This window comes from Paenibacillus xylanexedens, assembly GCF_007680605.1.
GTDB lineage: Bacteria > Bacillota > Bacilli > Paenibacillales > Paenibacillaceae > Paenibacillus > Paenibacillus xylanexedens_B.
Genome location: NZ_VEIO01000001.1, coordinates 2,938,024 through 2,959,707, shown reverse-complemented (window position 1 = coordinate 2,959,707; position 21,684 = coordinate 2,938,024). Strand labels below are relative to the sequence as shown.

General features: G+C 45.7%; 19 protein-coding genes and 2 pseudogenes. 15 read left to right on the top strand and 6 right to left on the bottom strand.

Going from position 1 to position 21,684, the window contains the following annotated elements; translation table 11 throughout:
- Positions 1–48 precede the first annotated feature (48 nt).
- The 3 genes from sfnG (at position 49) to FS818_RS13120 (ending at position 4,063) form a co-directional block, all read left to right on the top strand.
- Positions 49–1,125, top strand: a complete 1,077-nt coding sequence (gene sfnG / locus FS818_RS13130) for a dimethylsulfone monooxygenase SfnG (protein WP_145332302.1) — start codon at positions 49–51, stop codon at positions 1,123–1,125.
- A 113-nt stretch (positions 1,126–1,238) separates the two neighbouring features.
- Positions 1,239–2,444, top strand: coding sequence for an acyl-CoA dehydrogenase family protein (locus FS818_RS13125; protein WP_145332300.1), 1,206 nt, complete (start codon positions 1,239–1,241; stop codon positions 2,442–2,444).
- Positions 2,445–2,704: 260 nt separating this feature from the next.
- Positions 2,705–4,063, top strand: coding sequence for an amino acid permease (locus FS818_RS13120; protein WP_145332298.1), 1,359 nt, complete (start codon positions 2,705–2,707; stop codon positions 4,061–4,063).
- Between the two features lie 78 nt (positions 4,064–4,141).
- Here the strand turns inward: FS818_RS13120 and FS818_RS13115 are convergent, their stop codons facing one another.
- The 4 genes from FS818_RS13115 to FS818_RS13100 form a co-directional block, all read right to left on the bottom strand.
- Complete coding sequence (locus tag FS818_RS13115; protein WP_145332296.1) at positions 4,142–5,326, bottom strand: serine hydrolase domain-containing protein; 1,185 nt, start codon at positions 5,324–5,326, stop codon at positions 4,142–4,144.
- 223 nt (positions 5,327–5,549) lie between these two features.
- Positions 5,550–6,383 (bottom strand): alpha/beta fold hydrolase, encoded by an 834-nt coding sequence (locus FS818_RS13110; protein WP_145332294.1) that lies wholly within the window; start codon positions 6,381–6,383, stop codon positions 5,550–5,552.
- A 53-nt stretch (positions 6,384–6,436) separates the two neighbouring features.
- Positions 6,437–6,859, bottom strand: coding sequence for a MarR family winged helix-turn-helix transcriptional regulator (locus FS818_RS13105; protein WP_145332292.1), 423 nt, complete (start codon positions 6,857–6,859; stop codon positions 6,437–6,439).
- Between the two features lie 126 nt (positions 6,860–6,985).
- Positions 6,986–8,056, bottom strand: coding sequence for an ABC transporter substrate-binding protein (locus FS818_RS13100; RefSeq protein ID WP_260989841.1), 1,071 nt, complete (start codon positions 8,054–8,056; stop codon positions 6,986–6,988).
- Positions 8,057–8,185: 129 nt separating this feature from the next.
- On the opposite strand from FS818_RS13100, the gene FS818_RS13095 reads away from it, so the two are divergent.
- Together FS818_RS13095 and FS818_RS13090 are read left to right on the top strand one after the other, a co-directional pair.
- Positions 8,186–9,295, top strand: coding sequence for a FecCD family ABC transporter permease (locus FS818_RS13095; RefSeq protein WP_145332290.1), 1,110 nt, complete (start codon positions 8,186–8,188; stop codon positions 9,293–9,295).
- Between the two features lies 1 nt (position 9,296).
- Positions 9,297–10,064: an ABC transporter ATP-binding protein gene (locus FS818_RS13090; protein ID WP_145332288.1), complete on the top strand. Its 768-nt coding sequence runs from the start codon at positions 9,297–9,299 to the stop codon at positions 10,062–10,064.
- A gap of 82 nt (positions 10,065–10,146) precedes the next feature.
- Here FS818_RS13090 and FS818_RS13085 read toward each other — a convergent pair whose 3' ends face one another.
- Positions 10,147–10,797: a DUF421 domain-containing protein gene (locus FS818_RS13085; protein WP_145332286.1), complete on the bottom strand. Its 651-nt coding sequence runs from the start codon at positions 10,795–10,797 to the stop codon at positions 10,147–10,149.
- Between the two features lie 190 nt (positions 10,798–10,987).
- Here FS818_RS13085 and rnhA point away from each other — a divergent pair, with 190 nt between their 5' ends.
- The 7 genes from rnhA to FS818_RS13050 all read left to right on the top strand — a co-directional run bounded on the left by rnhA (position 10,988) and on the right by FS818_RS13050 (position 16,746).
- A complete protein-coding gene (rnhA, locus tag FS818_RS13080) occupies positions 10,988–11,647 on the top strand; it encodes a ribonuclease H (RefSeq protein ID WP_145332284.1) in 660 nt (219 codons plus the stop codon).
- A gap of 211 nt (positions 11,648–11,858) precedes the next feature.
- Positions 11,859–12,728, top strand: a complete 870-nt coding sequence (locus FS818_RS13075) for an alpha/beta fold hydrolase (protein ID WP_145332282.1) — start codon at positions 11,859–11,861, stop codon at positions 12,726–12,728.
- Positions 12,729–13,025: 297 nt separating this feature from the next.
- Entirely contained in the window at positions 13,026–14,015 is a 990-nt protein-coding gene (locus FS818_RS13070) for a serine/threonine protein kinase (RefSeq protein ID WP_145332280.1), read from the top strand.
- Positions 14,016–14,198: 183 nt separating this feature from the next.
- Positions 14,199–14,780, top strand: coding sequence for a hypothetical protein (locus tag FS818_RS13065; RefSeq protein WP_145332277.1), 582 nt, complete (start codon positions 14,199–14,201; stop codon positions 14,778–14,780).
- 44 nt (positions 14,781–14,824) lie between these two features.
- Entirely contained in the window at positions 14,825–15,730 is a 906-nt protein-coding gene (locus tag FS818_RS13060) for a nucleotidyl transferase AbiEii/AbiGii toxin family protein (RefSeq protein ID WP_260989840.1), read from the top strand.
- A 16-nt stretch (positions 15,731–15,746) separates the two neighbouring features.
- Complete coding sequence (gene imm48 / locus FS818_RS13055) at positions 15,747–16,187, top strand: Imm48 family immunity protein (RefSeq protein ID WP_145332275.1); 441 nt, start codon at positions 15,747–15,749, stop codon at positions 16,185–16,187.
- A gap of 19 nt (positions 16,188–16,206) precedes the next feature.
- Positions 16,207–16,746 (top strand): RNA 2'-phosphotransferase, encoded by a 540-nt coding sequence (locus FS818_RS13050; protein WP_145332887.1) that lies wholly within the window; start codon positions 16,207–16,209, stop codon positions 16,744–16,746.
- 149 nt (positions 16,747–16,895) lie between these two features.
- Here the strand turns inward: FS818_RS13050 and FS818_RS13045 are convergent, their stop codons facing one another.
- Positions 16,896–17,753, bottom strand: a complete 858-nt coding sequence (locus tag FS818_RS13045; protein WP_145332273.1) for an SDR family oxidoreductase — start codon at positions 17,751–17,753, stop codon at positions 16,896–16,898.
- 555 nt (positions 17,754–18,308) lie between these two features.
- Between FS818_RS13045 and FS818_RS13040 the strand changes: the two genes are divergently transcribed.
- From FS818_RS13040 to FS818_RS29610, 3 genes and pseudogenes are all read left to right on the top strand, one after another.
- Positions 18,309–18,785 carry a DUF6790 family protein gene (locus FS818_RS13040; protein WP_167375605.1) on the top strand — a complete coding sequence of 159 codons (477 nt, stop codon included), beginning with the start codon at positions 18,309–18,311 and terminating at the stop codon, positions 18,783–18,785.
- 62 nt (positions 18,786–18,847) lie between these two features.
- Positions 18,848–20,158, top strand: a pseudogene (locus FS818_RS29615) (condensation domain-containing protein); the annotation flags it as partial.
- Positions 20,144–21,679, top strand: a pseudogene (locus tag FS818_RS29610) (non-ribosomal peptide synthetase); the annotation flags it as partial. The pseudogenes FS818_RS29615 and FS818_RS29610, both read left to right, overlap by 15 nt.
- Between the last annotated feature and the right edge of the window lie 5 nt (positions 21,680–21,684).

The following is a 21,684-nucleotide window of genomic DNA, read 5'->3' as shown; positions in this document are numbered from 1 at the left end:
GGCCTTGGTCCTTACCTATAATTCATTCCATTGAAGAGGTGATTGAACATGTCTATGCAATTTGCGTATTGGGTTCCTAATGTAAGTGGCGGTCTGGTTATCTCCAGCATCCCGCAAAAAACAGGCTGGTCATTTGAGGATAACGCAAGGTATGCCAGAATCGCAGAAGAAGCAGGCTTTGATTATGCGTTATTGCAAACCAGATTTATGGCCAGCTACGGGGCTGAAAATCAACTGGAAGCCATTGCACTGGCCTCTGCACTCGCGGTGGTTACAGATCGTTTGAAGCTGATAGCAGCTATATTGCCAGGGTTATGGCATCCCGGTCCGGTAGCCAAAGCGATCACGACGATCGATCATATCAGCCAGGGACGGGTTGCCGTAAATATTGTCAGCGGCTGGTTCAAGGGAGAGTTTCATGGATTCGGAGAACCGTGGCTGGACCATAACGAGCGTTATCGTCGCTCCGAAGAGTTCATCCGTGTGCTGAAGGAGCTGTGGACGCAAGACAATGCCAATCACCAGGGTGACTTTTACCGTATTCATGAAGCGCCACACAAACCCAAACCGACTGTAATTCCCCCTGTGTTTCAGGGAGGAAATTCAGCGGCTGCACGCGACATGGCTGCACGAGTCTCGGATTGGTATTTCATGAACGGGAATACCATCGATGGTTTCCGTACCCAGATCGAAGATGTGACTGAGCGGGCTGCGTCTTATAACCGCAAGCTGCGATTCGGAGTTAATGCATTTGCCATCGTGCGGGATACGGAAGAAGAAGCGGTGGAAGTACTGCGTCAGATTATTCGATATGCTGACCCCGAGGCGGTGGAGGGCTTCCGCAGTCAGGTCCAATTTGCAGGCAAAGCATCCCCTGAACAGGAGGGAATGTGGGCGAATTCCAATTTTGACGATCTGGTGCAATATAATGACGGGTTCAAAACAGGTTTGATTGGTACCCCGGAGCAGGTGGCAGACCGCATCATTGCGTTGAAAAAGATTGGAGTAGACCTCGTTCTGATCGGCTTTCTTCATTACGATGAGGATATTCAGGCTTTCGGTGAGAAGGTCATGCCGCTGGTTAAAGAGAAGGAGGCTGCGCTGAGCCGGGTTACGGCTACATGAGCAGACCATCGATTTTTGATAGACATAATGCAATGAAGTAAATTGAATTGGCACATCTGTGTCCGTGTTATTGAGGGATGAATTTCTATTTTAATTAGAGGAGAGATGACGCAATGAGTATTCAATCAAACACGATTCACACCCTGCCTGACTATGAGCAATTGAGAGCTGAAATTCGGGGCATTGTCGACGAAGCCATTAAACCACGTGCAGAGCTGATTGACCGTGAGGGACGGTTCCCGCGTGAGAATCTGGCCGTGCTTGCCGAGACCGGGTGGAATGGCGTGCTAATTCCCGAGCGCTTTGATGGACGCGGACTGGATCATGTTGCCTTTGCGATTGCGGCAGAAGAAATTGCCAAGGGATGCCCTTCAACTTCACTGGTGTATGTCATGCATGTCGGAGCCGTTCAGACGATAGCTCTCTATGGAAATGAGGATCAGAAGGAGCGCTGGCTAAAGCCGGTACGCAATGGGGCGATTGGTACGTACTCTACTAGCGAACGTGCTTCGGGAGGTCACTGGTGGTTTAATTTCAGCGAGGCTTCCCGGGACGGAGAGGATTACATTCTGAATGCGGAAAAGTCGTTCACGACAAGCTCGGGACAAGCTGATTTTTATGTAACCCAGACCCGCACGCCAGGAGCACAAACGCCGACAGATGTGAGCTTTTTCCTTGTCGATGGAAAACTGGAAGGCATTACTTCGGGGGTATGGGATGCACTCGGGGTTCGGGGGAACCATAGTGGCCCGATCACGTACGAAGGCGTCCGGATTGCAGCCCAGGATAAGCTCGGTACGGAGGGACAGGGACGCGAAATTCTGGAAAGTGGTGTATCCCCCGTATATCTGATCGGTCTGGGCTCCACCTGGCTTGGAGTTGCCGAGGCAGCACTTGAGGCTGCGTCCGAATATGTGAAGGGCATGGTTCATCGCGACTTTAACAAGCGTTTGGCTGATTACCAGATCATCCGCCAGCAGTTGGCTGAAGTGAAGGTGCTGATCTCCAGCCTGAAGCCGTGGCAGTTATCTCTTGCGAAGCAGCTGGATGAACTTCAGGCACAGGGAAGACCACAAGTCGAGCTGTTCCTGCCGCTGGTTGAGTTCAAAATTCATGCTGCGGAAGTAGCTAACAAAGCGACCAAAGCAGCGCTGGATGTTACCGGAGGTTATGGTTATAAAAAAGGCGTGTTTGAACGCCTCTTCCGTGATGCCCGTGCAGGCATCGCCATGGGTCCCTCCAACAACATTGCCAGAGAATGGATTGGCAAATCCCTGGTTGGTTTGCCGCTGGAGCTGTGGTACGAGGGAGGGGATTAATTCCCCCAAGAAACTGAAAAAGGTAAGGAAACTTCAAGCTACTGTCTGTGTCATACAGGCGGTAGCTTGTTTGCATTTCATGGACCTCGATAAAAATTGAAGTCCTATACGCTTCGAAATCTGATTCATTATAGAAATAATCAAAATAAAAATAATCAAAAAGAATGATAGGTATTCAGGGAAGATTATTATATATTAGATGGTATATTATTTTGCATCAGAGAGAGAGAGAAAGCACAGAAAGAGAGTGGTGGTGTACCATGCAGCAAGAAACATTAACAAGGGGTCTGAAAAACAGACATGTACAGCTGATGGCAATTGGAGGGGCGATTGGAACGGGGTTGTTTCTCGGTGCGGGCAAAACAATCCAGCTAACCGGTCCATCCATTCTGCTGGCGTACATCATTACAGGCATTGTCTTATTCCTGATCATGAGGGCACTTGGAGAGCTGCTGCTGAGCAATTTGCAATATCATTCCTTTGTGGATTTCGTGCGTGATTACCTGGGAAATATGGCGGCGTTTATTACGGGCTGGACCTATTGGTTCTGCTGGATATCCATCGCGATGGCTGATATTACGGCTGTTGGTTTATACACGCAGTTCTGGTTTCCGAACGTACCTCAATGGATGCCGGGACTAATTGCCTTGGTCATCTTGCTGGTGATGAATTTGGCTACGGTCAAGCTGTTTGGGGAGATGGAGTTTTGGTTTGCCTTGATTAAAGTTATCGCTATTTTGGCACTTATTGTAGTTGGTTTGTATATGATCTTTACAGGTTTTACAACCAATCAGGGCTCAGCAAGCTTTACTAACCTGTGGAGTCACGGGGGCTGGTTTCCGAATGGAATGCATGGCTTCATTATCTCGTTTCAGATGGTCGTGTTTGCATTTGTGGGGATGGAACTCGTCGGATTGACCGCAGGAGAGACGGAAAATCCCGAAAAGGTCATTCCAAAAGCTATTAATCAGATTCCGATTCGGGTACTGCTTTTCTACGTGGGTGCTTTGTTCATTATTATGAGCATCTATCCTTGGAGTGCGATTTTGCCAACCGAAAGCCCGTTTGTGCAGGTATTTGCCGCAGTGGGGATTGCGGCGGCTGCTGGTGTGGTGAATTTCGTAGTGTTGACCTCCGCGGCATCCGCATGTAACAGTGCGATTTTCAGTACAAGCCGGATGATCTACTCCATGGCGAAAGATCAGAACGCCCCTGATTCGTTTGCGCGTGTAAATAAAAGGAAGGTTCCAGCCAATGCGCTATTGTTCTCCACGATTGTCATCTTTATTGCGATTGTGCTGAACTACATCATGCCGGAAGGGGTATTCACACTGATTACGAGTGTATCAACGGTATGTTTTATATTTGTCTGGGGAATCATGGTGATCTGTCATTTCAAATATCGTCGTACGCAGCCCGAACTGGCAACTCGCAGCCGCTTCAAACTGCCGCTTTATCCGTTTTCAAACGTTTTGATTTTAGCTTTTCTCGCGTTTGTGCTGGTGGTATTGGCACTGGCTGAGGATACACGGATGGCGTTATTTGTCACGCCAGTTTGGTTTATCCTGGTTGCCGGGATTTATCTTTTTAAGAAGAGAAGCTTGGGTAGCAACAACTAGCAGAACCTAGCTTCGTTAATGAATAGACCCGTCCAATGCTGATTGGGCGGGTATTTACGCTCTTTATATTGATGCTCTTTATATTTTTGCAGTCTTTTTGCTCTCCCGAATGCCTGCATAGATCGCATCACAGATATCGGTAGTGAATTGGCCCGACATTCCTTCAAGTGCCGTATTGGTGAATGCTGCAACACTAAGTTCTTCTTTGGGATCAACAAACCAGGAATGACCGTAGGTTCCACCCATCCGCCACGTCCCCGGGGATTCGGGTGTACCAGCTGCAACAGGGTCTTTGAGTATCGTAAACCCAAGCCCAAACCCTCTTCCCGGCCAATACGGCATCTCGAGTTCACCGATTTGATTCACAGCCATCTTGGTGGCAACAGCTTCCGTAAGAATAGGCTGTCCTCCTTGTCGCAATGTCTCAAGTAAAGTAAGAAAATCTCCGGTACTCCCAACCATACCCGCTCCGCCTGATGCATAGACAGAAGTGTTATTCGCACGGTTAGGGGCAAGCTGGAAACCGGCAGTACCTTCAATAAAAGGAACCTGCTCTAACTCATTATGGAGAAGACGAGGCTCATCAGAACCATCAGCATATGCAGCGGTCAACCGATTCGAATCGACGGCAACAAAATCAGTGTCGGTCATGTGAAGAGGATGAGTAACCAACAATTGAACGGCTTCTCTTAATGACATTCCGGTTACCTTTTCAATAACGGCTCCGAGTACATCTGTCGCGATGGAATATCTCCACATGTTTCCTGGCTCATACAAAAGAGGAACAGAAGCAAGCCTTTGCAGATTCTCCTCCAGACTAATTTCAGATAAATCCATACCATCCGAGACCCCTGCACGTTCATAAGTGCCTTGGTCTTCCTGGAAGAAGCGATAGGTCAAACCTGCGGTGTGTGTCATCAACTGCTGAATCGTGATTTGAGCTTCCTGACCATGAGGAAGCTTGGGCCGGAATGCAGGCAGCCAGTGAATCACCGGATCATGCAGATTCAGCTTTCCCTGGGATACCAATGCCAGAGCCGCTGTCGACACAATGGGTTTAGTTACGGAAGCAAGTCGAAACAAGGCATTTTCCGTCATGGTACGCTTTTGCTCCCTGTCTGCATAACCAGCCGCCCGGCTGTAAATAACTTCTCCTCCTAATGCAACCTGTACAACCGTTCCTACGATTCTTTTTTCGATGATAGCGCGGTCAATGGCCTGATCCACATAAGTTTGAAATCTTGTTGCGTGTATTTTTTCCATTTTTATTTTCCTTCCCTCTACCTTAGTATTTGAGTATTGTGACTGTGCTTATTATATAAATAATGAATGTTGTATTACATAACTTACTAAAGGTATTGAGGGGGATTTTCAAATAGATTTAAGGTTATTATTAGATAAATCTTAACTATTCAAAGATGTGATTTATAAGGACGAAATAGACCCGCATATTCGGATTTAGTTCAATCTTGAGGGAGTAGAGAATTTACTGGTAATGCCTGTTCAACCACTCGAGTATTAAATTGACGGCTTCCTTATATCGCTGACCCACAAGCAAACCCGTATGTGTTGTATCCCAAAGCCCGGCATAACTGGCTCCTAGCTGCTTCGCGGTGAATTGTCCTCTTTGATGCTCGTCTTCTGACAACACAGCTTTAATGACCAGACTGGGACAAGTAATCAGATTCCCGTCAATAGATATTCCTTTTGCCCCGCAGAGAGCGGAAAAGGTTCGAAAGGCTTTTGCCGACTCCATTTGCAGATAGTGCCGTTGAAAGTCGATATCCTCTACGGTTTCATCAATCGTTTCGTTCTCCTCACGTAAAGGTGCTGGCATGATTATTCCTGGTTGAATTCGATCCGTTTCAGGGTAAGGCAGGGCATCATGAACTTCTTTGCTAATACTGGTGTCGATGATAATCAGACCTGCCAACTCAGCGGTCTCTGCAATCTTTTGACTGAGTATACCGCCCATGCTGAAGCCCACCAATATAGGAGGTTCACCAAGCAGGGACAGCACCTCACGAATGTCATCCAAATAATCCTCCACCGTTATTTGAGTCATGTCCATCACCCGGCTTCTATAATGGCTTCTGAGATTCATTGCATAACAAGTCCATCCAAGCTCGACAAAGTGGGGGATGTACTTACTCCACATCCAGCTGCCTGTGTATGCTCCGTGAACAAATAAAAGCGGAGGAGATGTGCCCATCGTTTTTGTGGTTAATGCTTGATTTCCCTTATAAACTTCAACGTAAAGCTCGTATTTTCCAATGTGCTGCACTTCATGTTCAGGTAAAAATTGGGTGTAATCTGTCATATAAAATCCTCCTTGATAATTAGTTTGATATCAAACTATCAATCCAAAAAAAATTAAAAGTTATCGTGAATTTTGATCAATATGCGAAGCAGTTCTTTTTTCTCATCGTCTGTAACATTTGCATAAAAGGTGTCCAGCAATCGCTGCGAGATATCCTCAAAGATAGGTTGTAATGCTTCGCCTTTGGTAGTCAAAGCGACATGAACGATGCGTGAATCGGCTGCATCTCGCTCTTTGGCGACGTATCCGGTTCGTACCAATTTGTCCACAAGTGCGGTTACCGTGGATTTATCTTTGCGAATGTTCTTTGCAATCTCCGCCATGGTCATATGCTGATGATTATAGAGGGCGTAGATGATATCTCCATGGGATGTAGCCAGATCGTGGATGCCTTGTTCGGTCATTTCGGTCAAAATAAATCGACTGGTTTTCTCTTTAATTTTGGATATAAGTGAAATAGCATCTCTAGTTTTCATCTTTGTAATATAATTTGATATCAAACTAATGTCAAGCATAGACCCGGGAACGTGGGAAAATTCTCCTCTTGTTCCCGGGTCCGTCCATGCATGATGTAATTGACTTGTGCAGTAGAGATGCCAAATTTATTGGATCGGATTAGCCTTCATTTCTTTTCCCATTTTTTCAACACCGTCTATAATTTGATATCCATATCCCCAGAACTGGCTGAAATCGGTCACGTAGATTTGTTTGTTCTGAATGGCCTTCATGCTTTGCAGCGCAGGGTTGGCATATAGATTTTGAATCAGCTTGTTGATATCGGGTGATCCGCTGTAAGCCGAGAGCAGCAGGTAATCCGGATTCGCTGTAATCAACTGTTCTACGCTGACGTCGCCTTGTATGCCATCAAACACATTGTTCAGCTTCAACAGGCTGAGTGCATCAAGCTGATACGTATCGTTCTGCATGCTGCTTACGGTAATGCTGTCTTCTGTAGCGGGTACGATATATGCAAAGCTGTGCTCCGGTTGATCAGTGACGCTGGCTTTGATCGCCTCTGTCCGTGTTTTCAGGCTGTCGATAAATTGTGTGGCTTTTTCCTGTACATCAAAGATAAGACCAAGCTGCGTAATATCGCTGTAGAGGTTTTCGAGCGTTCCCTTGTGATTGGTCGTTTGCATGAAGGTACGGATGTTCATCTCATTCAGTCCGTCTACGCTTCCCACACCCCAGTCAGCGTCTGCAAACAGATCACCTCGTCCAAAGACCAGATCAGGGCTGGCGCCAACAACAAGCTCCTTGCCCACGTAATTCTCGGACAACACTGGAATTTTGGCGAATTCGTCAGCTACATCGGGTGTTACCGCGCCATAAAGTGCAGCAACCCCAACCATTTTATCCGTCAGGCCCAGCTTGATCAGCATTTCGGCAGCGGATTGAGTATTGGCAACAACACGCTCGGGTGCCTTATCAAACACCTGTGCTTTGGGTTTCCATTCTCCGCCTTCACCAGACATAGAGAAGTTTTCGACGGTAAGCGGATAGGTCGTTTGATTAGCCGTTCCCGCAGGTGCGGTAGCTTCGGTTGTCCCTGTTTGGGAAGCCGTATTTTCGGCTGTGGATGGTGTGGACGTATTAGATGAACATGCCGACAGCAGCAGTAATAACAGAGTTAGCGTAGCGAATAAAGTGGTTCTGGACGAGCGTTTCAACATGGTAATAACCCCTTTTTGTTCGTATATTAATTGACAAAGATAATCATTCTCAATTATAATCCGGGAAAATACTTTGTAAATAGCTAATTTAAGTTTCGCACCATTTTAATAGAATTCATGGGGGAAGAAATGGCACAGACGATTCAGGCTGGCACACAGCACTTGGGGAAAAAAGAATCCCTGATTCACAGTAAAACAGGTTTTACCCTACTTATTGCAGCATTAATCGTGATGGTACTGATTTCAGCAGGGTTTGCCGTCTCTATTGGACAAGTTCGTATTCCGCTCGGAGAGTCCTACCGTATTCTTTTAGCCAAAATAACGGGAATGGAGTGGGGAGGAAAGCCGGTTGCAGCAGGCTCCTTCACGGATATTATCTGGCAGATTCGCTTCCCGCGTGTATTAATGGCAATGTTTATCGGTGCGGGGCTCGCCTTATGTGGTGCCGTTATGCAGGCGGCTGTGCAGAATCCACTGGCGGACCCTTACATCCTTGGCATTTCCTCAGGAGCCTCGCTCGGGGCTACCTTTGCGATTCTCATCGGTTTTGGTGCAATTAGCTGGCTAGGACAGACTGGCGTTGCCTTTTGGGCGTTTGCCGGAGCTATGGGTGCATCTTTGCTTGTTCTGACACTGGCCGGAATCCGGGGCAAAATGACGTCAGTCAAGCTGGTGCTTGCGGGTATGGTTATTAATGCACTATGCAGTGCGTTTTCCAACTTCGTTATCTATTTTGCGAATAATGCAGAGGGCATCAAAACAGTCACATTCTGGACGATGGGCAGTCTTGCCGCTTCCGGGTGGAACAAGCTACCACTAATAGGCATAGTCGTGCTTACTGCCATATTGTTTTTCCTGCTGCAGTCCCGTGTGTTAAACACGATGTTACTGGGGGATGAAGCTGCAGTTACTTTGGGTATTAACCTGAGTGTATATCGCAGACTGTATATGATATTAACTGCACTCGTGACGGGTGTGATGGTTGCTAGCTGCGGCATGATCGGTTTTGTCGGATTAATCATTCCTCATATCGTGAGAGGGATCGTCGGTTCGGACCATCGTAAAGTGATGCCTGTTTCGGTATTGTTCGGCGCGATATTCCTGATTTGGACAGACGTCATTGCGAGATCGCTAATCTCCAGTGTTGAACTGCCCATCGGCATTATTACGGCGATGATTGGTGCACCGATGTTTATGTACATGCTTGTCAAAAAAGGCTATGGCTTTGGAGGAAAATAACATGCAATTAACGGTCGATAACATATTTTTTTCCGTGCAGGATACGGATATCGTGCGTGATATCTCCCTTCAGGTGAGAGAGAAACAATTCGTCGGGATAATTGGACCGAACGGCTGCGGCAAATCGACGTTGCTCAAAAGCATTTATAAAGTCATTAAACCGAAGCAGGGCAGCGTTATGCTGGGAGATACCGATATTCTGAAATCAAGTCCCAAAGTCACGGCCAGGCAGATGGGGGTTGTAGGTCAGTTTAACGAGTTAAGCTTTGATTTTACCGTTCGTGAGATGGTTATGATGGGGCGTACACCGCACAAAAAGCTACTGGAGACCGATAATGCAAAGGACGAGCAGATTGTGGAGATGGCACTGGAAAAAGTACAGCTGACCGGACATGCAGGCCGCAATTATACGTCTCTGTCCGGCGGGGAGAAGCAACGTGTCATTCTGGCTCGTGTACTTGCGCAGCAACCGGAATTTCTGATTCTGGACGAGCCGACCAATCATCTGGATATCAAGTACCAGCTACAAATATTGAATATAGTTCGCGGACTGGACATCGGCATTTTGGCAGCGCTGCATGATCTTGAACTTGCGGCAGCCTACTGTGATTATCTCTATGTGGTCAAGCAAGGGCAAGTTGTTGTTCATGGCACTCCTGCCGATATTTTGACTCGTGAGATCATTGGCGAGGTATTTGAGGTGGAATGTGAGATTTACCAGAATCCGGTCACCGGAGGTTTGGGAATTGCCTATTTGAGCACACGATAATCCGGAATTCGGAGATGTAACTATAGAATTCTTTCATTCGCGCCGTAGTCCTGAAGGACGTCGGCTTTTTCTTTTTTTACATCTATTCCAGCCTGGAGTCTACTCGATGTGAATGCTTCCCGCTGCTGACCTCTTCAAAAATATTAGCCGAATCTTCATCTTCACTTCCACGGTTTGCCGAACCCTTACTCTGCTTCTCTTCGGGCCGTTGTTCAAACAAGGACATCCCGCCACTGGATCGAGCCAAGCCATAGCTTTGCAACAATTGCTCCAGATCTTTTACAGTGACGGGGCGCGCTTCCGGTTTCAGAACATAGCCAAGCTGGCCATTCGGTTCAACGGTGGCCGTTTCCAGGTCATTTACACTTCGGATACCCGCCTGTCTTAGATGCATCTCGAGCTGATCTATCGTATACCGCATTCGTTTCAGGTTCGGAATAATGATTTCCCCATTCTCAACAACTACTCTGGAGCTGCCGCTCATCATACGTTCGAACAGATTGGATTTCATCTGTAATTGCTCCACGACGAGCAAAGTTACAATAAATACGGCAGCGGAGCCAATCGCTTTGCCCAGTTCATGATTGGCAATCGGCTGTACGATGGTTGTCCCGATCGAGATCATAATAACGGTTGTTGCCACACTCATCTGTGAGATGGATTTACGCCCTGCGATGCGCAGCAGAATCATGCCAACGAGAACAAGCAAGACGGATTTCCAGATCCAATCCATGCAAGACATCCTTTCTTTTCCTAATTGAACGCTGATTATTAGACTGTTCCGGGATGCGAGGGAATATACCAAATTCAACCGTTCTGTTTATTCCTCTGTTCTAATGCTGAGGCCAATAATGAACTTTCATTTTAACTACTTCTTCGTTTACAATAGGATATTGACGCAGTAAACAAAGGAGCGGTTACGCATGGCGAAACAGAAATATTACGTGGTATGGGAAGGAAAGAAACCGGGCGTATACAGCACTTGGGCGGAATGTAAGGCTCAGACGGATCAATATGCCGGAGCCAAATATAAATCATATGAATCTAGGGAAGCCGCTGAAGCAGCGTATCGTGCTGGCTGGAAAGGGAACTGGGGTTCAAGTGCAGGTGGCGCTTCCAAGTCCAAGTCGAAGTCAGGCAGTAGCGGTAGAAGTGCCGGGATGGAGACATCCGAGGAAGTGGACTATGATAGCATCTCTGTTGATGTAGGCACACGAGGCAACCCAGGACCGGTTGAATACAAAGGTGTGGATACCCGCACAGGTGAGGTGCTTTTTTCCGTCGGCCCGATCTCGAAAGGCACCAACAATTTGGGAGAGTTTCTGGCGATTGTGCATGCTCTGGCTTATCTCAAAAAAGAAGGTAGTAACAAAACCGTTTACACCGATTCGGTCAATGCGATGAAATGGCTGAAACAAAAAAAAGTTGCGACAACACTGCCGCGTGACAACTCGACGGAAGAAATCTGGTTGATGATTGACCGGGCAGAGCAGTGGCTTCGCACGAATACGTATACGAATAAAGTGCTCAAATGGCAGACGAAGCAGTGGGGCGAAATCAAGGCGGATTATGGCCGAAAGTGATACTTTTACTCGAGTTAAAAAAAGATAAGCATGTCTATTAGAAACGATATTTACAATTTCCAATTTCCATTCTATAATCATCAGCATATGATAAGTCGCACATATGGAGGAGCCTGTCATTTTAACAGGCCCTCTTTATCTTTTTGGGCCGGGAATATCCGGAATTGATCACTGGAACAGGTGAGATGAGTACACATTGCAGGAGGCAGACATGAGTTCCATTTATAAAAGTGAAGAAGGCAAGAGCAGTATTCTGGAAGAATACGAAATTTATTTGAGTGAGCTGGGTGAAGGATTTACAAGAGAGTATGTGGAGACACGTTTTGGGAAAACACATGTGTTGCTGACTGGACCGGAAGATGGCAAGCCGTTATTTATTCTTCAAGGTGGCAATTGTGTGAATCCGATGACGTTGTCCTGGTTCTCTTCCTTATTTCAATCCTATCGGATTATCGCGCCGGATACGATTGGCCATCCCGGGTACAGCGAGGAGACGAGCATTTCGGCTCGTTTTGACAGCTTGGCGATGTGGGTATCCGATCTGCTGGATCATTACAACATTGAACAAAGTGCGTTCATCGGTCCTTCATTTGGCGGCGGCATCATTCTGAGATTGGCTACGTATATTCCGGAGCGTATTGCATGCTCGGTGCTAGTAGCTCCCGCGGGTCTTGCGGTCAACTCCAGAATGAAAACGGCTCATGATATTACACTTCCACTCGTCAAGTATCGTATGACTTCTTCGCCAGCTTCTTTGCAAAAGATTACGGATAACCTGTCATGCCACTGTATGAAGGAAGCAGATAAAAACTTGATCGGCAAAATATTCAAATATGTCAGCCTGGAGCAGGATTTGCCCAAACTTGCAGAGCGAGAAGAACTTGAAAATTATACCTCGCCTACATTACTTCTGGTGGGTGAGAAGGATGTCTTTTTCCCAGGAGATAAGTGTATTGACCGTGCTCAGAAAATTATTCCGAATGTACAGGCGATCAAATATGATACAGGCCACTTCCCTTCTCAGGATGTACTAAGAGAGATGAATGAGGAGATTCAGCAATTTTTAAATAAGCACTATTAGAGGCGATTAGCATAGGAACATGGGGCAGTTCGCATTTTTTATGAACAAATTAACGAAACTGCCCCTTTTGTCGATACTATGTATAGAAGAGTGATTACTTCTCTTATATAGAAAACGGAAGCTTGAACGAAAATGCACTTTCCGCAAAAAAAATGTTTCAAACGGTGGCGTTTGGTTTATAAAGATGGTTAGCAATGATTCGACTGTCTGGTTGGATTTATTTCCGATGAGTTCAAGGATCAAATTCGTCGTTATGCGGCAAGTCTTCCGATCGACAAGGTTGAAAAGAGGTTTGAGATGAGAAAAAATAACTGGAATATGGCTTTGCAGCGCAATGTCATTTTGAATGATACATATCAGGTAAGACAGGTATTGACTAGTAGTGAATTAGCGATTGTGTATGTTGGGCGGAATCGCCATACAGGTGCCAAAGTGGCTATAAAGGAGTTTTTCCCCCATCGGATTGCTGCACGTCAGACGGACAAGCGCAGTGTATTTTGTGCATCCCGAGGATATGGCGGACAATTCCATGAACTGTTATCTGCGTTTCTTCAGGAGGGTGAGCTGTTGTCATCTCTTAATCATCCTCACATTATTACATATGTTGATCATTTTGAGGCCAATGATACGGGATATCTGGTCACAGAATATTGTACCGGCATGATCTTGACCGATTATTTACGGGAGCGTAACCATGCATTACAGCCCGAGTTTATTACCGATACGCTACTGCCGCTGGTGGATACGCTGGATTACATTCATAAACAAGGCATTCTCCACCGGGATGTCAAACCTTCCAATGTCATGGTGATGGAGGATGGTACGCCCAAATTGCTGGACTTTGGTGCGGCTGTGCGCTGGCCGATGCAGACGGGAGCAAAACAGGCGATTTTTACCTCTAAAGGGTATTCGCCGCTTGAATTTTATTCCGAGAAAGCAGTTCAGGGACCCATGTCAGATATCTATAGTTTGTCCGCTTTGCTTCATTACTGGACTTGTGGTCAGCCGCCTATGGATGTAAAGCAACGTTTGTTCCAAGATGAATTGCCATCCGTGCGCAAGCACAATGAATATGTCAATCCGTGGCTAGCCCGGGTTATTCATTGGGGGCTTATGGTTCGTTCGGAGAAGCGTTGTACCTCTCTGTTTTGGGTGAGAAGATCGCTTCGCATTCAGGCCTTGGTGTGGAAGGTTCGCAAACCAGGTACGGTGGAGTGGCTGCATGAGGAAAATGAGCACACCCAGGTCTATGAGCCAGAGCCGAAGAAGCAACATGAGACGGCCTGACCGTGGTGAGTTTTGGGAAAGTGGAACAAAGCAGTGCGGCATGTGTTGCCGTGGTGTTTGAAGGAAACCAAATCGACTCTATCTGCGGAGAAGATTTGGTTTTTTTACTATTTTGGGTTTTACTATAATAAAGGTAGAGTTAATTTAGTATAAGCACATTGGAAGAAAGAGGGCTGTGAACGAATGGAGTTTGAATTTCATGTTACCCTAAGTGACCTGAGCCAGCAAGAAAAGCAAACCTTTATCCGTATCTGTAACGAAGAGAACGTGAAACCGGTCCTGATCGAGCTCGATCAGGGAGAGCACATCCATCAACCCATGATTACGGGCATTGTCCATAGCGAGGATTTTCAGGATGTACAGCGTGTCATTGAAGAGATTTCAATAACATTTAGGAATAACGGGTTCACTGTGGTACGTACAAAAGTAGAGATACCGGCTAAGGAGGAACGGTTTTTCAAACAACCGATAGTGCCTCAGTCCAGACCTTATTTTGAGTGGCATGGTAAGGTTCAAGTCGAAGATGTGAATAGGCTGAAGCATATATGTGCGGGGACAGAGGGGCATATCTCCCGTAATTCGCTCCATAAGAATGGCAGTATAAGGTTTGTAACTGTGCGTGAGTATGAGCATGCAGATCATTTTTATCGTAGCGTTGAAGAAATTCATAACATTTTGCAAAGCAATCAAATTGAACTGCTCAAGCAACAATATGAGCTGTGTATATATGATAGTCGGGAAGAGTTGGATCGGGGCTGGATCTGATTGAACCGGCTTGATGTGTTTAAGATAAGATTGGAGGAAAAGTTGTGACCAGAAACGGGAATGAGATACCCATACATCGCTTCAATGAAGACGAGAGATTACTTATTGTTTTGGAAGCGCTATTGAAACGGGCTACGCTAGTCCATTCATCCTTTATTTTGAAAGGTAGCCTGTTAACGAGACAGTACTTGGAGAATCCAAGTCTGCGCTATGCTGAGGATATCGACTTTTTGTATAAAGGTACGATTGAACATGCGGATCAGGCCAAGCAGATTTTTACGGATTGGATGATTCAGGTGACTGAACTTGATCTGAATGATGGAGTCCATTTTCGCAGCTTTCGGGAGAATGCATTCTGGCGTGAAATTGATTACGCAATGGATGATGACTTTCCAACGGTGAATACCGATATCGCCTATGCGATCCAGAGTGAGTCCAGTGAAGGGAATCGGTATGAAGATGAGCTTTTTCTTGATATCTCATTTAATCTGAAGCTGGATGCAGAGCCTGTGGAGTTCAACTACCAACCGTTAAGAGGTGAGCCTTTTGTAGTTCCCTACACGGTTCCGCTGTCCGCTCAAGTCGCTTGGAAGTTGCATCAGACGATCGTGAGGCCGAGGTTCAAGGATCTATATGATCTGCAGTATCTCGTATCTCACCCGTCCTATGACGAGCAGGCTGTAGAAGATTCGCTGCAGACACTCGTCAATGAATGTAGCATGACGGCTAGTATTACGAGTGAAGATATGAAGAAAATATTAGTCGAAGATTTGCATCCACTGTATCAAGGTCTGGAAAATGATTATCTATTGAAGCAGCTTGCAGGGGAGCGGGTACCTGAAATTTATTTTACGGAAGTTGCTACTCGCTTGCGAAAAGCGCTGAATCGTGCGGGTATCCATCGAGAGGCTTTCAAACATCTGCCGTCCCCGATATGGAATAAAGGATAGAACGGAGAATATGGATATGAATGATTTTATGAACAAGGATGATCAGAATGATGTTATTTTGGGCGCAGCAGCTCATGAACTGGAGCAGATGGTAGAACAGGTCTGCGAACTGATTGGCACACCACTCGCAGAAACGACAGAACTGCAACGTCAACTGCTTGCCGCTTTTGGTTTTGGTGCGGTGTACAGTATTACTCATCGTGATCGTCTGGCCGAACCCCAGGCTCATGCGCTGAGCATTCGGATGTTGATCAAGCCGTTTAATTACAGTGAACAACAGGCGGTCGATTTTGCTGACGATCTGATTCGTGTTGCATCCAATGAAGAGGTTCATCCGGTGATGAATACGATTATTCATCGCGGTATTAATGGACATATCCAGTTTACGCAGGAGGATCACGAAGCTCTTGCCCGTAACATTCAGGAGATTATGGGGGCAGTTCAGCAACAAGGATAGATGAGAGAAGGTGAGAAACATCGACTACATGAAATTAAGCAAAGAGCTTTCCTATGCATTGAGACATGTGCCATGGGAATACGAGCTTGAGCTGGATGAAGAGGGATGGGTAGAGATTTCACAACTGCTCGTCGCTTTGCACGAAAGCCCGGGGTGGCGTAATGTAACAGAAGATGATCTGCAACATATGATTGCGGTTTCCAATAAAAAGCGGCACGAGATCAATACCGGCCGAATTCGTGCACTTTATGGTCATTCTACGCCGCAAAAAATATCCAAAATAGCTACACAACCTCCCGAATTGTTGTATCACGGGACACCCGTACGTGCTGTGTCCTCCATCATGGAGCACGGTTTGCAACCACGGCAACGGCAGTATGTGCATCTATCGGCTGATATGGATACGGCACGTCAAGTTGGACAAAGGCGAGATGATCAGCCTGTTATCCTGCGCATTCAGGCTGGGCAGGCCGCACGTGAAGGTATTCTTTTTTACCATGGCAACGAGAGTATTTGGCTGGCTGATGTGATTCCTGCGCATTATATTGAGCAAGGTTAATCAATTCGTTAGGTTAAAGAATGTGTAAGTTTTGTTTGAAGAGCTCCATAATAATGTATACGAAAAGGGTTGTTCCCCGTCATCATGTGACGTATGGAACAACCCTTTTTCTATATCCTGTATGTTACCGTGAGGGCAACATGACGAATTTATTTACCCAAAATAGCTTTAAAACCTTCGCTTAACGGTTGAGCTGGACGTCCAAGCAATGTTTCAAGTGCATCACTCTCTACAGCTAGAGCACCTTGGCGGAGCGCGCTTTGCATTTCAACCAGCATGGATACAACAAAATCAGGCAAACCTGCACCTTTCATGATGTCCGCATAAGCTGCATCGTCGACGTTTTGTACGTTAATCTCCTGCCCCAACACTTCACCAGCAATGGCAGCAAGCTCAGCTTGTGTGCGCAGTTTACCAGACAATTCATAGACCTTGTTCTCATGTCCTTCGCCTGCAAGTACAGCAGCAGCTGCTTCAGCATAATCACGTCGAGTTGCCCAGCCAACCTGGCTGTCATTCGTAGCATGAACCCAAGGAGCACCATGTGTTACCGCCTGTACACTGCCAGCTTCATTTTCAAGGTACCAATTGTTACGCAGGAATGTATAAGGGATGCCAGACTCACGAATTGCTTGTTCTGTCTTGCGGTGTACCTCAGCAAGGGAGAGCGGGTTATGCTCGGCGTTGACTACACTTGTATAAGCGATATAACCGACACCTGCTTTTTTGGCCGCTTGAACAGCAGTCTGATGCTGACGGATACGTGTCTCGTTATCACCGTCTGTGGAGATCAGTAACAGGCGGTCTACACCGTCAAAAGCTTTCTCCAAAGTTTCCGGTTGATCGAAATCCCCTTGACGAACGTCTACACCCTGCGAGAGCAATACTTCTGCTTTTTCTGGTGAACGAACACTAACAGCCAAGTCTGTTGCAGCGGTTGTCTTCAACAACGCCTCCACAACCAGTGAACCAAGTTTACCTGTAGCACCTGTAACTAACAATTTCATTTTGTTTCCTCCTAAAATGTAGTTTGCATCATTAGCAGCTTCATAGTCATTGTTGAACAATCGTGTATGTACAGCCACCTATAGAGTATTAGGGTAATACAACTTCCAAGGAGTAGCTGTGGATGTGTGAAACGAAAATGTATATCTATGTAACTATAATAGTTACATAATAAAATGTTGTCAAATTTTATTATCTATAAAGACGACTAAAGTAGTCTGAATATATGGGTAAAAGGAATCAACCAGTGGTAATTAAATTATTTCAACTATGGGATAAATGAGAGGTGGTTCTTTTGGAGTGTTAAAAAAGAAACATATATTGGTAGAATATATGTAAAAATGGTATATAAGTCCTAAAAATTTCAAGTTATATAGAACTAAGCACGATAGAATCATTGCGTATAAGAGAAGGGAAATGGTAAAAACTTCGACAAAATAGAAAATTATGTACGAATTGACAAATGTAAAAGCGATTATATAATGTGGATATCTACAAATTAATTCATTTAGTTACAAATGATTCCAAAATAACAAATTGGCAGGAGTGAAACAGCGATGTGGTTTTTGGTTCTATGGTTATTTGGGCTTATTTCAGGAACAATTCATCTTTGGATGCTTGGTTTCCCTGGCGAAATGAGCGAGATTAGCAGAGTGTTATTGCTTCATCAGTTTGTGGTTACATTTGGACTTGTAGGTGTTATTGGTTACGTGGTTAACATTGCTAGAGCAGAACAGACAGCCAAAATGCTAGGTTGGCCAGGAGGGCCGTTTCAGGTCAAATATGGATTCTCGCAAGTCGGACTTGGCGTTATGGGCATTATGGCGATCTGGTTTCAAGGGAACTTCTGGGTTGGTGTATTGGTTACGATGTACATATATGGTTTGAGTGGTCTGTGGTCACATACTTATGTCATGATCAAGAATCGCAAGGCAGATGGAGACAGTATCGGCAATTTGATAATGGATGTTGTCTATCAAACGTTTATCACCGTTCTATCCATATGGGCTGGTGGCATCTGGGTAATGAGCTAGACAGGGACTGGATTTATGACAACACAGCTTGAATCTCAATTAATGAATGAGGTGTGGTCGTGATGGTACGTAAAACCGTGGAACTCTCCGAAACACAAAAGGGAATCTATTTCGATTGCCAAGTGAATGATCCATCTTCTTATAACATCTCAGCTTCGATACAAATAGAAAGGCTTCAACTTGAAGCCTTTCGACGTTCCATTGAATTGCTTATGCATGAACAAGTCGTGCTTCGCACGCATATTGAGATACAACAGGACAGACCGGTTCTGGCGATCCATGATGATCTGGAGTACTCACTGGTTTTGCGGGATCTGAGTCAGGCACATCAGGATGGCAGGGAACAACAACTGGAGGAATACATTGAAGAATGTATTCAGGCTCCCTTCATATTGGAGCAGGGCCCTCTATTTCGAATCATGCTTGTACATATGGACGAGAACAGACATGTTCTTACTTTATGTATTCACCATTTAATCTGTGACGGTATGTCACTGGAACTTTTAAAAAATAAGCTTCTTCATACGTACACCTGCATTCTGCAGGATCTACCTTTGCAAGTAAAACAGGATCAAGGTTTTATCTCTTATATTGAAGCAGAAAACTTGAAGTTACAGGAGAACAAATATAACCGAGAGCGTGAGTTCTGGTTATCCAAAATGAACGGAGCGGAGCCCTTGGCACTGCAGCATGACTATCCTGCTGGCGGTTCGCAGACAGGTGTGGGGCACGAGCTGCGTTTTGATATTCCCAAACCGTTGATGGATGCCATTACACAGATGTCAAAGGACCATGAGGTTACTGTATTTATGTTTTTCATGGGTGCATTCAGTATCCTTCTGAATAAGTATGCAGGCAAGGAGGATATCACGTTTGCTTCTCCGTATTCCCATCGTCCGGGTTTCGAATTGGAAGAAACGATAGGCTGTTTTGTACATATGTTGCCCATGCGGTTCCAGATTGACCTCGAAACAAAGTTTGGATCTCTGCTTGAGCAAGTTACTGCAGCCTGGATCGATACGTATAAGCACATTGGCTATCCCAATAACTTAATCGTGAGAGACAGCATGTTACAGGTACAACCAGGTTCACCTTCGGTATTTGATATCTCTTTTGTGTACGACTCATATGAGGAGGATCTACCGGGGAGCCAGCTTGTGGAACAGGATAAGGTCACCTTTCCAGGCGATCTGATGGTTGTATTGAATAGCACACCTCAAGGTACGCAACTGAAATTGCAATATAAACCGACTGTGTTTCGTGCAGACTCTATTGAACGAATGGGTCAGCGTTTCGTATATCTCATGCAACAACTGGTAACAGAGCCAGAGAAGAGCATAGGTGAATACAGTCTGCTGATGCAGGATGAGCAGGAGCAATTGCTGCAGGATTTTAACCAAACTTCTTATTTTCCCTACACTCCGCAGCATATCATCGATGTTTTCCATACAAAAGTAACAAAGCACCCAGAACGAGTTGCCCTACTCGAAGGTAAAGAAAAACAAACCTATGCACAAGTTAATGCAAAAGCCAATCAATTGGCAAAACAGATCATCGCACGGAAAAAGACCGATAATGAGGCGGTTGGCGTACAAATGCCACGTTCTTCCGATCTGGTCATCGCCTTGCTGGCTGTTCTGAAGGCTGGATGTGCATTTGTTCCGCTAGATCCCTCCTATCCGGTATCCAGAAAAGCCTATATTTTAACCGATGCGAATATTTCCACAGTCATCGCGATCCGGCCAGAAGCAGAGGATGACTCTCTTCCGGCTCACTATATCTACACTCAGGATGGGACGGTATACACTGGAGACAGTTCGAATCCCGAAGAGTCTTTAGATCCTCACAGTCTCGCCTACATTATGTATACGTCAGGCTCAACGGGCAAACCCAAAGGGGTCATGATTGAAAATCATAGCGTTGTGAATACACTGCTGGATCTGGAACGTCGTTTTCCAGTACAAGCAAGTGATGTGTATATGTTAAAAACAGCGTATACCTTTGATGTATCCTGTACAGAATTGTTTGGTTGGTTTATGGGCGAGGGTGCGTTGAGTATTCTGCCGCCAGGCGAGGAAAAGAACCCTGATCAGATCTTGACTACAGTAGCTGAACATCAGGTAACTCATATCAACTTTGTACCGACGCTATTCCGTCTTTTTCTCGAAACGATGGAACTTCGCTCTGATCTCTCGGGACTGGACACGCTGAGATGGGTATTTGTAGGCGGAGAAGCCGTTACACCCGATATCATTAAAAAATTCAATAAACTGAATATCCGGGCAAGCCTGGATAATGTATATGGTCCTACGGAATGTACGATATGGGTCTCTCATTATCCATTGAGTATCTATGAGGGGCATGGAAACATACCTATTGGTTCCCCGCTAAACGAGTCCAGATGGTATGTCGTCGGAAGCCGGAATGAATTGCAGCCTTTGGGTATTCCGGGGGAACTATGTCTAAGCGGTGTAGGTCTTGCAAGAGGATATTTAAACCTGGAGGAAATGACAAGGGAGAAATTCGTTCCTAACCCTTTCTTTGACGAAGAGAAGGACCCTGAGCATTTCAGAATGATGTATCGCACGGGGGACATGGTTCGATCCCTGCCAAGCGGAACGATTGAGTACCTGGGACGCATTGATTTTCAAGTCAAAATTCAGGGTGCCCGGTTAGAGACAGGTGAGATCGAAAATACCCTTTCATCCTATCCGGGAGTCATTCAAACCGTTGTTGTCATGAAATCCTCCGAGACAGGGTCCGGCTTACTGTATGCCTACTATCTATCGGAACAGGAATTGCCCGTAGCTGAGTTGAGAGAACATTTGTCCAAATCTCTGCCGGCCTATATGATTCCATCTGTTTTTGTACATAAATCAGAGTTCCCACTCAATAGTAG

Bases quoted from the DNA above. Each gene is read 5' to 3' on its own strand.
- FS818_RS13085 (WP_145332286.1), bottom strand. From the start codon at position 10,797: ATGGATTGGATCTGGAAATCCGTCTTGCTTGTTCTCGTTGGCATGATT.
- FS818_RS13120 (WP_145332298.1), top strand. From the start codon at position 2,705: ATGCAGCAAGAAACATTAACAAGGGGTCTGAAAAACAGACATGTACAG.
- FS818_RS13070 (WP_145332280.1), top strand. From the start codon at position 13,026: ATGAGAAAAAATAACTGGAATATGGCTTTGCAGCGCAATGTCATTTTG.
- FS818_RS13095 (WP_145332290.1), top strand. From the start codon at position 8,186: ATGGCACAGACGATTCAGGCTGGCACACAGCACTTGGGGAAAAAAGAA.
- FS818_RS13075 (WP_145332282.1), top strand. From the start codon at position 11,859: ATGAGTTCCATTTATAAAAGTGAAGAAGGCAAGAGCAGTATTCTGGAA.
- imm48 (WP_145332275.1), top strand. From the start codon at position 15,747: ATGAATGATTTTATGAACAAGGATGATCAGAATGATGTTATTTTGGGC.
- sfnG (WP_145332302.1), top strand. From the start codon at position 49: ATGTCTATGCAATTTGCGTATTGGGTTCCTAATGTAAGTGGCGGTCTG.
- FS818_RS13040 (WP_167375605.1), top strand. From the start codon at position 18,309: ATGTGGTTTTTGGTTCTATGGTTATTTGGGCTTATTTCAGGAACAATT.
- FS818_RS13045 (WP_145332273.1), bottom strand. From the start codon at position 17,753: ATGAAATTGTTAGTTACAGGTGCTACAGGTAAACTTGGTTCACTGGTT.
- FS818_RS13090 (WP_145332288.1), top strand. From the start codon at position 9,297: ATGCAATTAACGGTCGATAACATATTTTTTTCCGTGCAGGATACGGAT.
- FS818_RS13065 (WP_145332277.1), top strand. From the start codon at position 14,199: ATGGAGTTTGAATTTCATGTTACCCTAAGTGACCTGAGCCAGCAAGAA.
- FS818_RS13110 (WP_145332294.1), bottom strand. From the start codon at position 6,383: ATGACAGATTACACCCAATTTTTACCTGAACATGAAGTGCAGCACATT.
- FS818_RS13115 (WP_145332296.1), bottom strand. From the start codon at position 5,326: ATGGAAAAAATACACGCAACAAGATTTCAAACTTATGTGGATCAGGCC.
- rnhA (WP_145332284.1), top strand. From the start codon at position 10,988: ATGGCGAAACAGAAATATTACGTGGTATGGGAAGGAAAGAAACCGGGC.
- FS818_RS13125 (WP_145332300.1), top strand. From the start codon at position 1,239: ATGAGTATTCAATCAAACACGATTCACACCCTGCCTGACTATGAGCAA.
- FS818_RS13100 (WP_260989841.1), bottom strand. From the start codon at position 8,056: ATGTTGAAACGCTCGTCCAGAACCACTTTATTCGCTACGCTAACTCTG.
- FS818_RS13105 (WP_145332292.1), bottom strand. From the start codon at position 6,859: ATGAAAACTAGAGATGCTATTTCACTTATATCCAAAATTAAAGAGAAA.